The sequence below is a fragment of the Geodermatophilus sp. SYSU D00703 genome (assembly GCF_054050155.1).
In genome coordinates this window covers 55975-68708 of record NZ_JBJGYU010000024.1, presented here as the reverse complement: position 1 = coordinate 68708, position 12734 = coordinate 55975, and the positions used below count along the sequence as shown (strand labels likewise).

The window sequence follows — 12734 nt, the reverse complement described above, 5'->3', positions numbered from 1 at the left end:
GGCGGGGCCGGCCGCCCAGGCGGTCTCCTCGGCGGTGTCGGCCCGCTCCGCGGTGCGCGCCCGCCGCCGCGCGGACCCCAGCGCCAGGGTGGCGGCGTGCACCGCGGCGGCGGCGTCCTCGACGGCGCGGTCGGCCGCGGCCCACCAGCCGTGCGGGGGACCAGCGGGTGGACCGGATCGAGCAGGACGAGCGGTCGGTGAGCCTGCACTTCGCCGACGGCACCACCGCCGAGCACGACGTGCTGGTCGGCGCCGACGGCATCGACTCGCTCGTCCGCCGCACGCTGTGGGGCGACGCGCCGAAGCGCGAGCACCGGCTGCACATCTGCGGTGGGTTCACCTTCACCGACGTCGCGGGCACGACGCCGAACACGTGCGTGCTCACCCACAGCCGGACGACGCAGGGCAGCTGGACGTCGATCCGCCACAAGGGCCGCGACGGCCACCAGTGGTGGGTGCTCACCGCGACCAACCCCGACGCGCCGGCCCCGGCCGATCTCAAGGCGGCGGCCGCCGGGCTCGCCGCGGAGTTCCCCGCCCCGCTCCCCGGACTGATCGCCGCCACCGAGCCCGGCGACGTGCAGCGCTGGGTCCTGCGCGACCGCCCACCGCTGCGGCAGTGGTCGAAGGGCCGCGTGACCCTGGTCGGCGACGCCGCCCACCCGACCTCCCCCTACGCGGCCTACGGCGCGGGCATGTCCATCGAAGACGGCTACTTCCTCGGCCGCGCGCTGCGCGGTGCCGACCTGACCGACCTCGCCGCCGTCCGGACGGCGCTGCAGGCCTACGAGGAGCCGCGCAAGCCGCACACCGCCGCGCAGGTCCGGATGGCGTGGATCAACGGCAAGGTCTTCCACCACACCCCGCGGCTGCTGCGGCCGCTGCGCGACCTCGTCTCCGACCACACGCCGCTGCTGCAGAAGGTCGCCGGCGACTCCAACCCGCGGGCGATCAACGAGCAGCTCGCGCTCATCGAGGACTGACCGGGTGCAGCCCGCCGGCCGCGTCGGACGGCCGGAGCGGGCGTCAGGGCACGAGCAGGAGCTTGCCCGTGGTCCGCCGGCCCTCGAGGTCCTCGTGCGCCCGCCGGGCGTCGGCCAGCGGGTACCGGGCGCCGACGCGGACGTCGAGCCGCCCGGCGGCGACCAGGTCGAGCACCGCACCGGCCCGCTCGCGCAGCATCTGCGGGGTGCGGGTGTACGTCACGAGCGTCGGCCGCTGCACGTACAGGGAGCCGTGCGCGGCCAGTTTCTGCAGCTCCAGCGGCTCGGGCTGCCCGCTGGCGGCGCCGTACAGGACCATCCGCCCGGTGGGGCGCAGCGCGGTCAGCCCCGCGGCGAACGTCGTCCGGCCGACACCGTCGTAGACGACCGCGGCGCCCTCGCCGCCGGAGAGCTCGCGGACCCGCTCGGCGAACCCGTCGTAGCCCACGACGACGTCGTCGGCGCCGGCCGCCCGCGCCAGCTCGGCCTTCTCCTCGGACGACGTGGTGGCCAGCACGTGCCCGCCGCGGCCACGCACCAGCTGGGTGAGCAGCAGGCCGACTCCCCCGGCGGCGCTGTGCACGACGGCCCAGTCGCCCTCGGCCACGGGGTAGGAGTCGGAGACGAGGTACTGGGCGGTGCAGCCCTGCAGCAGGACGGCGGCGGCGACGTCCGCCGCGACCCCGTCCGGCACCGGCACCAGCTTGTCGCGGGGTGCGGCCACGCGGCCGGCGTAACTGCCGGCGACGTCCAGCCAGGCGACCCGCTCCCCGGTGCCGACGACGGTGCCCGCACCCTCGACGCCGACGACCGCCGGGAGGTCGAAGGCGTAGGGCGGCCGGCCCTCCCGCTCGTAGACGTCGCGGAAGTTGACGCCGATGGCCTCGACGTCGACGAGGACCTGCCCGTCGCCCGGTTCGGGATCGCGCACCTCCCGGACCGTCAACACCTCAGGTCCGCCGGTGCGCTCGTAGACCACTGCCTGCACGTCGCCTCCCGTCCTCGGCCGTGGCCAGTGCGTATCACGAGGACGGCGCCCCCGCCTGCCGGTGGCGGGCTACCCAGGTGCAACCGCACGGCCGACACTCGACGGCACCAGGGGGACCTCCGAGGGGAGATGCGCTGATGATGACCGTGGTGACGACGACCAGGCTGCGCCCGGGCGCGGAGCAGGACTGGGACACGGCGGTCCGTGAGCGGTTCGAGTCCGCACACGGCCGGCCCGGCTGGGTCTCCGGCCAGCTGCTGACCCCCGAGGGCGAGGAGCACACGCGGGTCATCGTCGGCACCTGGCGCCGCCGCGAGGACTGGGAGGCCTGGCACGAGGACCCGGCCTTCCTGGACCAGCGCAACCGGCTGGCCGAGCTGGAGGCCGAGCCCAGCAGCAGCCAGTGGTACGGCGTCGTGGCCGACGCGCGGGCGACACAGGACTGACCCGCTCCTCTGCCCGGTCCCCCGCGGCAGCCCTTCCCGGCGGCGGGCGCGACCTGCTGGAATGCCTCCACCCGGGCGGCGGACGACCCGCCCCGCGCCGTCCGCCGGCCGCGAGGAGGACCCGATGGAGCAGTCGACGACCCCGGCCGACCTCGTGGTCACCGGCGCCCGCATCTGGACCCAGGACCCGGCCCGGCCGTGGGCCGAGGCGCTGGCCGTGCGGGACGGCCGCATCACCGCCGTCGGGACGGCGGACGAGGTGGCCGCCGCCGTGGGGCCGGACACGGAGGTGCACGAGCTCTCCGGCGAGATGGTGCTGCCGGGGCTGGTCGACGGGCACGTCCACCTCAACCTGGGCGGCAGCCAGGCCGCGTTCGAGCTGCCCCTGCTGCCGACCGACGGCGTCGACGAGATCCTCGCGAAGGTCCGCGACTGGGCCCGGGAGCTCGCCCCGGACGCCTGGGTCGTCGGCGGGATCATCGGCAGCACGACGATGGACGGCATCACCGACGCCGACACCCTCGCCCGGCTGGACGAGGCCGGTGGCGGACGGCCGGTCCTGCTGCGGGACGACAGCATGCACAACCGGTGGGTCAGCTCGCGGGCACTGGAGCTGATGGGCGTCACCCAGGACTCCCCCGACCCGGAGGGCGGCTCCTACGTCCGCGACAGCCAAGGGCGACTGACCGGCGTCCTGCACGAGCTGGCCTCCGGCACGGCGGAGGGGGCGTTCACCGCCTCGGTGGCGGACCTGGAGGCGCGCGTCCGGACGGCGGTGCGGACCGCCATCGGCATCCTCAACGGCTTCGGCATCACCGCGGCCCAGGAGGCGGCCACCATGGCCGGGCCGGCGAAGGCACTCGCCGATCTGGAGGCGGCCGGGGAGCTGACCGCGCGGGTGGTGCTGTCCACACCGGTGCGGCCGTTCATCGAGGAGGGCACGGTCGGCGAGGAGCTCATCGCGGCCGTCGCGCCGCTCCGCGGCGACCTCGTCCGGCCGGACTTCGTCAAGATCGTCCTCGACGGCGTGCCGATGACGCGGACGACGGCGCTGTTGTCCCCGTACCGGTGCTCGCACGGCGAGGAACCGCAGACGGTCGAGAGCCTCTGGACGCTGGAGGACCTCGTCGCCCAGCTGGAGCGCTGCAGCGAGCTGGAGCTGGGCGCCAAGCTGCACGCCACCGGGGACGCCTCCGTCCGCCGGGTGCTCGACGCGGCGGAGCGGCTGCGCGCGTCCCGCAGCGACGGCGTCCGGCTGCAGATCGCGCACACCGAGTACGTGCACCCCGACGACGTCCCGCGCTTCGCCGCTCTCGACGTCGTCGCCGACCTGTCGCCCTACATCTGGTACCCGAGCATCATCCAGGAGAGCATCGCGGCCCAGGTGCCGGAGGAGGTCGTCGCGGCGAGCTGGCCCGTCCGCGACCTGGTGGACGCCGGAGCCGTGGTCGCCGCGGGCTCGGACTGGCCCTGCGCGGCGCCGACCCCCGATCCGTGGACCGGCCTGCAGACCCTGGTGACCCGCCGGAATCCCGACCCGGCCGTGCCGGGAGCCCTCAACCCGGGGCAGGCGCTGACGCTCGAGGAGGCGATCGCCGCCTTCACCACCAACCCGGCGCAGGCCATGGGGCTCGGGGACGTCGTCGGCCGCCTGGCCGTCGGTCACGCCGCGGACTTCATCGTCCTGGACCGCGACCTGTTCGAGATCGACGTCGCCGAGGTGCACCGGACCCAGGTGCTGCGCACCTACTTCGCCGGGACCGTCGTGCACGAGAAGGGCCCCGCCTGATGCCGCCAGAGCATGACCCGATGCCGAAACGGGCTTGGACGCGCATCGGAGCGGCTGCATAGCGTCGGCGGGTCCTCGATGTGGTCCGCACCACCGCTCCTCCGGGCGGCCCGGTGACGGCCGGGCCCCACCCGACGAGAGAAGAGCCCCGTGACGGTCTCCACCTCCGAGCGCGACGCCGCGCTCAGCAGTGCGGTCGGCAAGTTCTTCCGCCGTGTCGTCCCCCTGTTCATCGTGATGCTGGTCTGCAACCAGCTGAACCGGTCGAACATCGGCTACGCCGAGGCGCACCTGGAGGCCGACGTCGGCATCGGTGCGGCCGCCTACGGGTTCGGTGCCGGGCTGTTCTTCATCGCGTACGCGATCTTCGAGCTGCCCAGCAACGTGCTGATGGAGCGGTTCGGGGCCCGGGTCTGGCTGACGCGGATCATGGTCACCTGGGGCCTGGTTTCCGCGGCCATGGCGTTCGTGACCGGCCCGACGATGTTCTACGTCCTGCGCTTCCTGCTGGGCGCGGCCGAGGCGGGCTTCTTCCCGGCGGTGATCTTCTACCTGACCCGCTGGCTCCCCGACAGCCACCGCGGGCGGGCCACCGCGCTGTTCATCGCCGGCTCCTCGATCGCCGCGGCGGTGTCCGGGCCGCTGTCCGGACCGCTGCTGTCGCTGGACGGCACGCTCGGCCAGCACGGCTGGCAGTGGCTGTTCCTCCTGGAGGGCCTGCTCTCCGTCGTCGTCGGCCTCATCGCCTTCGGCATGCTCGACTCCCGCATCGCCGACGCCCGCTGGCTCACCGCGGCGGAGAAGGACGCCCTCGGTGGGCGGATCGCGGCCGAGGACGCCGAGAAGGCCGCGGCCCACCGCGCGAACGGCCGCTCCCGCTGGCGGATGCTCGTCGACCGCAAGGTGCTGCTGTTCTGCTGGGTCTACTTCGCCATCCAGCTGTCGATCTACGCCAACACCTTCTGGCTGCCGTCGATCGTGCGCCGCATCGACGGCACCAACGACGTCACCGTGGGCCTGCTGTCCTCCCTGCCGTGGATCTGCGCGGTGGTCGCCATGTACGTCACCGGCCGGGCCGGGGACCGCAGCGGCAACCGCAAGCCGCTGCTGGTCGGCGCCCTGCTGACCGCCGCGGTCGGCACCTACCTGGCGGCGATCGTGACGCCGGTGCTGGCCCTGGTCTTCCTGTGCGTCGCCGCGATGGGCTTCAAGAGCGCCAGCCCGCTGTTCTGGTCCTTTCCGCAGGGCTCGCTCCACCCGATGGTGCTCGCCCCGGCGGTGGCACTGGTCAACTCGCTGGGCAACCTCGGCGGCTTCGTCGCGCCGTTCGGCTTCGGGCTGGTCAAGGAGGCCACCGGCGAGGTCACCCTCGGCCTCTACGCGCTCGCCGCCGCCTCCCTGCTCGCGGCGCTGACGGTGCTCGCCACCTTCCGCGCCCGCCAGGCCGCCGCGCGCGAGGAGCCGCTGCCGGCCGACGAGCGGGAGCCGGTCGAGGCCCGCACCGCCTGAGCCACGGCGAGAACGAAGTGCCGGCTCCCTCCAGGAGCCGGCGCTTCGTCGTTGCAGGGCCGCGGCCCCGTCCCGGGGTCGGCCCCGTCCAGAGGCTCGACGCGGCCCCGTCCCGGGTCCCACCCTGAGCCGGCGAAGGGTGGGGAGGACGGGGTCCTTCCACGGTGAGGAGGGCGGGGTCCTTCCTCAGCCGAGCAGGAGGGCGACCCCCACGAGGACCGGCACGGACAGCACCGTGGTCAACAGGATGACGTCCCGGGCGAGCACCGTGGACCGGCCCGAGGCGGCGGCGTAGACGAACACGTTCTGGGCCGTGGGCAGCGCCGAGGTGACGGTGACCGCGAGCAGCGCCGGCCCGTCGAGGCCCGCGACCCACCGCCCCAGGGCGTAGGCGAGCAGCGGCTGACCGAGCGTCTTGAGCGCCACCGCGAGCCACACCCGGCCGGCCTCGCTGCCCGAGCCCGGCCGCGGCGCGCCGTGCAGGCTCATCCCGTAGGCCAGCAGCGCGGCCGGGACGGCGATCCCCGCGGTGAGCTCGATCGGCCGCAGCACCCCCGCCGGCAACTCCAGGCCGGTGGCCGCGGCCAGCAGGCCGAGCCCGCAGCCGACGACCACCGGCGTCCGGACCGGCGCGGTCAGCACCCGCCACCGCGACGTGCCGCCGCGGTCGCGCCCGGCGAGCACGGCGAGGCCGATCGGCGCCATGACCAGGACCTGGAACAGCAGCACCGGCGCGACGTGCGAGGCGTCGCCCAGGACGTACACGGCGACGGGCACGCCGAGGTTGCCGGCGTTGACGTACGAGGAGGCGAGCGCGCCGGTCGCCAGGTCCGCCGCCGCGACGCGCCGGCGCCATCGAGCGAGGACGACGAACAGGAGCGCGCAGGCCAGCGCGCTGCCCGCCGTGGCGACGAGGGCCGGTGAGACCAGGACCGACGGGTCGGCCTCGGCGAAGGTCAGGAACAGCAGCGCCGGCGTCGCGACGTAGAACGCCAGCCGGGACAGCACCTCCGAGGCCCCGGCACCGAGCGTGCCGGCCCGGCCGACCAGCCACCCCACGGCGATGACGGCGGCCAGCGCGGCGAAGCCGCCGAGGACGGCGTTCACCGGCTCACGGCAGCGCGGCCCGCACCGCCTGCACGAACCGGTCGACGGTGGCGGGCGCCTGGGGCAGGAACAGGCTCGGCTCGGTCAGCTCCAGCTCGAGGAGCACCGGCCGGCCGGAGGGGTCGGCGACGAGGTCGATCCGCGCGTACAGCGGGACGGCCGCGCCCGGGACGAGGTCGGGCACGGCGTCGAACACGGCCTGCGCCACCTCGCGCTGCGCCGGGGTCGGCTCGACCGGCCGCAGGTCCCCGCGGCTGTCCCGGTCCTGCCGGACGCCCTCGCCGCGCTGCAGCAGCGCCCCCTTGCGGACGGCATGCGAGAACCGGCCGCCGAGGAACAGCACCGCCGTCTCCCCCGCCGCGTCCACGCTGGGCAGGTAGGGCTGGAGCATCGCCGTCCGCCCGGCCGCCCGGAGCCCGGCGGCGTGCGCCAGGGCCCACCCCGGGTCGGCCCACCGGGCGGTGTCCCGGGAGCCGGCCGAGACCGACGGCTTCACCACCCACTCCGCGGCGTCGGGCAGGTCGGCGGGATCCGCCGGGTCCCAGACGGTGGGCACCACCGGCAGGCCCGCGCGGTCGAGGTCGCGCAGGTACGTCTTGTCGGTGTTCCACCGGAGCACCGCGGGGTCGTTGCGCAGCCGCGGCACCGCCGCCGCCCAGGCCAGGAACTCCGCCCGCCGCCAGGAGTAGTCCCAGCACGAGCGGACGACGGCCAGGTCGTGCGCGGACCAGTCCACTGCCGGGTCGTCCCAGCGGACGAGGTCGACCGCGACCCCGGCCGCCCGCAGGGTCGGGGCCGCGATCGGCAGGTCGGGGTCGACCCGCAGGCCGCGCTCGGAGCTGACCAGCGCGACCCGCGTCGTCACCGCGGGAGCTCCAGCACGCCGTCCACCCGGCGCGGGATGCCGTGGTAGCCGTCGGTGAGCTCCTCCGGCAGCAGGTCCTGAGGCGCCCCCTGCCAGGTGACCGGCCGCAGGAACCGGCGGATCGCGGTGGTGCCCACGGAGGTGTGCTGGGAGTTGGTCGACGGCCAAGGGCCGCCGTGGTGCTGGGCCCAGGAGACCGCGACGCCGGTCGGGTAGGCGTCGTACACGAGGCGGCCGGCGCGGGTCCGCAGCTGCTGGGAGACCGCCAGCGGCAGCTCCGTCTCGCCCTCGCCCCGCAGCACGGTCGCCGTCAGCGAGGAGGGCATGGCGTCGAGCGCGGCGAACAGCTCCTTCTCGCCGTCGTAGCGGGCGACGACCGACACCGGGCCGAAGCACTCCTCGGTCACCTCGTGCGGGAGGCCGGCGGCCGAGGTGCTCAGCAGCCGGGGCACGGCCGTGAAGCCGGGACCCGAGGGGGCCTCGCCGCGGGCGAGCTCCTCGACGCCGGGCGCGGCGGCCAGGCCGTCGGAGATCCGGCCGTAGGAGGCGGCGATGCCCGCGTTGAGCAGCACCGGGGCGGCCGCGCCGCGGACCGCCTCGGCCATGGCGTCGACCAGCGCGTCGCCGTCCGGGCCGGCCGGCACGAAGGCCAGCCCCGGCTTGGTGCAGAACTGGCCGCCGCCGAGGGTGAACGAGCCGACCAGCTCGGCGCCGATGCGGCCGCCGCGCTCGGCGGCTGCGGCCGGGGTGACGACGACGGGGTTGAGGCTGGAGAGCTCCCCGTAGAAGGGGACGGGGTCGGGGCGGGAGTCGATGATCCGCTGCAGCGCCTGGCCCCCGGACAGCGAGCCGGTGAAGCCGACCGCCCGGATGGCGGGGTGGGCCACCAGGTCGGCCCCGCCCTGCTGGCCGTACACGATCCCGAGGGTCCCCTCGGGCGCACCGGCCTTGCCCGCCGCCTCGGTGAGGACGTCGAACACCAGCCGCGAGGTCGCCGGGTGGGAGCTGTGCGCCTTGACGACGACCGGGCAGCCCGCGGCCAGCGCCGAGGCGGTGTCCCCGCCGGGCACCGAGAAGGCCAGCGGGAAGTTGCTCGCGCCGAACACCGCCACCGGCCCGATGGGCACGAGCATGCGCCGCAGGTCCGGGCGCGGCCCCATCGGGGTGTCCGCGGCGGAGTCGATGGCGGCCTCGAGGTAGGAACCCTCGTCGAGGACCTCGGCGAACACCCGCAGCTGGTAGCAGGTGCGGGTGAGCTCGCCGTTCAGCCGCGTCGGGCCGAGGGCGGACTCGCGGTCGGCCACGGCGACGACGTCGTCCCGCCGGGCCTCCAGGGCGTCGGCCAGCGCCCGCAGCAGCGCGGCGCGGCCGGCCCGGCCCAGCTCCTCCAGGGCGGGCGCGGCGGCCAGCGCGGCGGTGCAGAGGCGGTCGACCTCCGCGGTCGTGGTCTCCGGCGCGACCACCTCCACGGTCTCGCCGGTGCGCGGGTCGACGCTGACGACGTCGCTCATGGGGCTCTCCTCCAGGGGGGTGCGGGGTCAGCGGGCCGTGGCGACGTGCACGCGGTCCACGGTCCAGGCGCGGGCCTGGTCGCTGAGGGTGACGCCGAGGCCGGGCCGGTCGGAGATGTACATGCGGCCGCCCCGGGTCTCGAGGCGCTCGTTGAACAGCGGGTACAGCCAGTCGAAGTGCTCCACCCACGGCTCGCGCGGGTAGGCGGCGGCCAGGTGGACGTGGATCTCCATCGCGAAGTGCGGCGCCATCTGCAGGTTCGCGACGTCGGCCAGGGTGGCGAGCTTGAGGAACTGGGTGATGCCGCCGATCCGCGGGGCGTCGGGCTGGATGACGTCGACCGACCCGTGCCGGATGAGCTCGGCGTGCTCGGCGACGCTGGTCAGCATCTCGCCGGTGGCGATCGCGGTGTCCAGTGAGCGGGCGAGCTGCGCGTGGCCCTCGGCGTCGTAGGCGTCGAGCGGCTCCTCGATCCAGACCAGGTCGAACTCCTCCAGCCGGCGGCTGACCCGCATGGCGGTCGAGCGGTCCCACTGCTGGTTGGCGTCCACCATGAACGGGACGCCGTCGCCGAGGTGCTCCCGGACCGCACGGACCCGGCGCAGGTCCTCGGCCGAGTCGGGCAGACCGACCTTGATCTTGATGCCGCCGACGCCGGACTCCAGGGTGCGGGTGGCGTTGTCCTCGACCTGCTCGATCGACTCGTGCAGGAAGCCGCCCGAGGTGTTGTAGCAGCGCACCGAGTCGCGGTGGGCGCCGAGCAGCTTGGCCAGCGGCAGGCCGGCCCGCTTGGCCTTGAGGTCCCACAGCGCGACGTCGATGGCGGCGATGGCCTGCGTCGAGGCGCCGCTGCGGCCCACCGACGCCCCGGCCCAGACCAGCTTGGTCCACAGCCGGCCGATGTCGCTGGGGTCCTCGCCGATCAGGTCGGGGGCGATCTCGCGGGTGTGCGCGAACTGCGCCGGGCCGCCGGCCCGCTTCGAGTAGCTGAAGCCGACCCCCTCGTGCCCGCCCTCGGTGCGGACCTCGGCGAACAGGAAGGCGACCTCGGTCATCGGCCGCTGCCGGCCGGTGAACACCTTGGCGTCGCTGATCGGGTTGGGCAGCCGCAGGGTGACCGAGGAGAGGGTCACCGACTCGATCCGGTCGAGGACCGCCGGAGCGGTGGAGAGCAGCGGGGCGGGCACGGTCGTCGTCATTCCGGTCTCCCAGGGGGTCAGCGGACCAGGCAGGGGCGCTTCGGGTCGAAGGTCCAGCCGGGCACGAGGTACTGCATGGCGACCGCGTCGTCCCGGGCGCCGAGGCCGTGCTCGAGGTAGACCTCGTGCGCGGCCTTGAGGGCGTCGGGGTCGAGCTCGACGCCGAGCCCGGACGCGGTCGGCACCGCGATGGCGCCGTCGCGGATCTGCAGCGGCTCGCGGGTCAGCGGCTGCCCGTCCTGCCAGATCCAGTGCGTGTCCAGGGCGGTGATCGTGCCGGGGGCGGCTGCCCCGACGTGGGTGAACATCGCCAGGGAGACGTCGAAGTGGTTGTTCGAGTGCGAGCCCCAGGTCAGGCCGAACTCGTGGCAGAGCTGGGCCACCCGGACCGAGCCGCGCATCGTCCAGAAGTGCGGGTCGGCCAGCGGGATGTCGACCGCGTTCGACCGGACGGCGTGGGCCATCTGCCGCCAGTCGGTGGCGACCATGTTGGTCGCCGTCGGCAGGCCGGTGGCCCGGCGGAACTCGGCCATGACCTCCCGGCCGGAGAAGCCGCCCTCGGCGCCGACCGGGTCCTCGGCGTAGGCGAGCACGCCGTGCAGGTCGCGGCACAGCTCGACGGCGTCGGCCAGCAGCCAGCCGCCGTTGGGGTCGAGGGTGACCCGGGCGTCGGGGAAGCGCTGCGCCAGCGCCCGGACGGCGGCCACCTCCTGCTCGCCGGCGAGCACACCGCCCTTGAGCTTGAAGTCGCTGAACCCGTACCGGGCCTGTGCCGCCTCGGCGAGGGCGACGACCGCCTCCGGGGTCAGCGCGGGCCCGCGGCGCAGCCGCTCCCAGTCGTCGGCCGGGTCGCTCTCGGCGAGGTAGGGCAGGTCGGTGGCCCGCCGGTCGCCGACGTAGAACAGGTAGCCCAGCATCGGGACGCTGTCGCGCTGCTGGCCGTCGCCGAGCAGCTCCGCCACCGGGACGCCGAGGTGCTGGCCGAGCAGGTCCAGCAGCGCCGACTCCAGCGCGGTGACCGCGTGGATCGTCGTCCGCAGGTCGAAGGTCTGCAGCCCGCGGCCGCCAGCGTCCCGGTCGGCGAAGGCGGCCGACACCGCCCGGAGCAGCCGGCCGTGGTGGGCGACGGGCTGCCCGACGAGCAGCTCGGCGGCGTCCTCGATGGTGCGGCGGATCGCCTCCCCGCCGGGCACCTCCCCCACCCCGGTCCGGCCCTCGCTGTCGGTGAGGACGGCGATGTTGCGGGTGAAGAAGGGGCCGTGCGCGCCGCTGAGGTTCAGCAGCATGCTGTCGTACCCGGCGACGGGGACCACCTCGACGCGGGCGACGGTGGGCGTGCGGCTCATGCCGTCCTCCAGGGGTGCGGGTGGGTCAGGAGACCTTGCGGACCAGCGCGGTCAGCTCGTCGAGCTCGGCGTCGGTCAGGTCGGTCAGCGGCGGCCGCACGCGCCCGCCGTCGCGCCCGACCGCGGTCAGGCCGGCCTTCACGATGGAGACGGCGTACCCCTTCCGCCGGTCGCGGATGTCGGCGTAGGGGATGACGAAGTCGTTGAGCATCCCGTAGACCGCCGCGCGGTCCTGGGCGCGCACGGCCGCGTAGAAGCGCAGCGCGAACTCCGGCAGGAAGTTGTAGAGCGCCGAGGAGTAGGTGCTCACGCCGAGCTGCAGGAGCGGCAGGGCGAACGTCTCGGCGGTGGGCAGGCCGCCGACGTAGATGAGCCGGTCGCCGACCTTGGCGTAGGTGCGGGTCATCTGCTCGATGTCGCCGATGCCGTCCTTGAGCCCGATCAGGTTCGGGTTGCGGTCGGCGACCTCGGCGACGGTGACGTCCCGGAGGACGGCGTTGGCCCGGCTGTAGACGATCACGCCGAGGTCGGTGGCCCGGCACACCGCGCTGATGTGCTCGACGAGCCCGGCCTGGCTGGCCTCGGTCAGGTAGGGCGGGAACAGCAGGATGCCGTCGGCACCGGCCTCCTGCGCGGCGCGAGCCTGGGCGATCGACACGGCCGTGCCGCCGGTGGCCGGGGCGAGCACCGGCACGCGGCCGGCCACCTCGTCCACCGCGACGCGGACGACGCGGTCGATCTCCTCGGGGGTCAGGGAGAAGCCCTCGCCCGTGCCGCCGGCGGCGAACAGGCCGGCGACGTCGAAGCCCGCCTGCCACGCCAGGTGCTCGCGGTAGCGCGCCTCGTCGAACTGCAGGTCGGCGTCGAAGTGGGTCACCGGGAAGGAGAGCAGGCCGTTCTTCAACCGGGTGGCGAGCTCGGCGGGCGGCAGCAGGGTCACGGGGTCGTCCTCGGGTCCGACGGGTCCGGAGTCGTCCGCTCACACGGCGG

11 protein-coding genes are annotated in these 12734 nt (G+C 75.0%); 4 read left to right on the top strand and 7 right to left on the bottom strand.

What is annotated here, in order from left to right; all coding sequences use genetic code 11:
* Positions 1-167 precede the first annotated feature (167 nt).
* Positions 168-983 (top strand): FAD-dependent oxidoreductase, encoded by an 816-nt coding sequence (locus ACI782_RS19420; RefSeq protein ID WP_456911724.1) that lies wholly within the window; start codon positions 168-170, stop codon positions 981-983.
* A 43-nt stretch (positions 984-1026) separates the two neighbouring features.
* On the opposite strand, the gene ACI782_RS19415 is transcribed toward ACI782_RS19420, so the two are convergent.
* Positions 1027-1971: a quinone oxidoreductase family protein gene (locus tag ACI782_RS19415; RefSeq protein ID WP_456911723.1), complete on the bottom strand. Its 945-nt coding sequence runs from the start codon at positions 1969-1971 to the stop codon at positions 1027-1029.
* A gap of 149 nt (positions 1972-2120) precedes the next feature.
* Here ACI782_RS19415 and ACI782_RS19410 point away from each other — a divergent pair, with 149 nt between their 5' ends.
* From ACI782_RS19410 to ACI782_RS19400, 3 genes are all read left to right on the top strand, one after another.
* A complete protein-coding gene (locus ACI782_RS19410) occupies positions 2121-2417 on the top strand; it encodes an antibiotic biosynthesis monooxygenase family protein (RefSeq protein ID WP_456911722.1) in 297 nt (98 codons plus the stop codon).
* A 124-nt stretch (positions 2418-2541) separates the two neighbouring features.
* Positions 2542-4206 carry an amidohydrolase gene (locus tag ACI782_RS19405; protein ID WP_456911721.1) on the top strand — a complete coding sequence of 555 codons (1665 nt, stop codon included), beginning with the start codon at positions 2542-2544 and terminating at the stop codon, positions 4204-4206.
* A gap of 150 nt (positions 4207-4356) precedes the next feature.
* Complete coding sequence (locus ACI782_RS19400; RefSeq protein ID WP_456911720.1) at positions 4357-5715, top strand: MFS transporter; 1359 nt, start codon at positions 4357-4359, stop codon at positions 5713-5715.
* 186 nt (positions 5716-5901) lie between these two features.
* Here ACI782_RS19400 and ACI782_RS19395 read toward each other — a convergent pair whose 3' ends face one another.
* Genes ACI782_RS19395 through kdgD form a run of 6 tightly spaced genes read right to left on the bottom strand, consistent with a single transcriptional unit; the run spans position 5902 to position 12684 of the window.
* Positions 5902-6822, bottom strand: a complete 921-nt coding sequence (locus ACI782_RS19395) for an AEC family transporter (protein ID WP_456911719.1) — start codon at positions 6820-6822, stop codon at positions 5902-5904.
* A gap of 4 nt (positions 6823-6826) precedes the next feature.
* Positions 6827-7687, bottom strand: coding sequence for an ATP-grasp domain-containing protein (locus tag ACI782_RS19390; protein ID WP_456911718.1), 861 nt, complete (start codon positions 7685-7687; stop codon positions 6827-6829).
* Complete coding sequence (locus tag ACI782_RS19385) at positions 7684-9198, bottom strand: aldehyde dehydrogenase (NADP(+)) (protein ID WP_456911717.1); 1515 nt, start codon at positions 9196-9198, stop codon at positions 7684-7686. The genes ACI782_RS19390 and ACI782_RS19385 overlap by 4 nt, the downstream gene beginning before the upstream one ends.
* Positions 9199-9225: 27 nt before the next feature.
* Positions 9226-10398 carry an L-talarate/galactarate dehydratase gene (locus ACI782_RS19380; protein WP_456911716.1) on the bottom strand — a complete coding sequence of 391 codons (1173 nt, stop codon included), beginning with the start codon at positions 10396-10398 and terminating at the stop codon, positions 9226-9228.
* 17 nt (positions 10399-10415) lie between these two features.
* Complete coding sequence (locus ACI782_RS19375; protein WP_456911715.1) at positions 10416-11744, bottom strand: enolase C-terminal domain-like protein; 1329 nt, start codon at positions 11742-11744, stop codon at positions 10416-10418.
* Positions 11745-11769: 25 nt separating this feature from the next.
* A complete protein-coding gene (kdgD, locus tag ACI782_RS19370) occupies positions 11770-12684 on the bottom strand; it encodes a 5-dehydro-4-deoxyglucarate dehydratase (protein ID WP_456911714.1) in 915 nt (304 codons plus the stop codon).
* Positions 12685-12734: the final 50 nt, after the last annotated feature.

Excerpts from the sequence above, each read along its gene's own strand:
- ACI782_RS19405 (WP_456911721.1), top strand. The coding sequence starts at position 2,542 with ATGGAGCAGTCGACGACCCCGGCCGACCTCGTGGTCACCGGCGCCCGC.
- ACI782_RS19385 (WP_456911717.1), bottom strand. The coding sequence starts at position 9,198 with ATGAGCGACGTCGTCAGCGTCGACCCGCGCACCGGCGAGACCGTGGAG.
- ACI782_RS19380 (WP_456911716.1), bottom strand. The coding sequence starts at position 10,398 with ATGACGACGACCGTGCCCGCCCCGCTGCTCTCCACCGCTCCGGCGGTC.
- ACI782_RS19375 (WP_456911715.1), bottom strand. The coding sequence starts at position 11,744 with ATGAGCCGCACGCCCACCGTCGCCCGCGTCGAGGTGGTCCCCGTCGCC.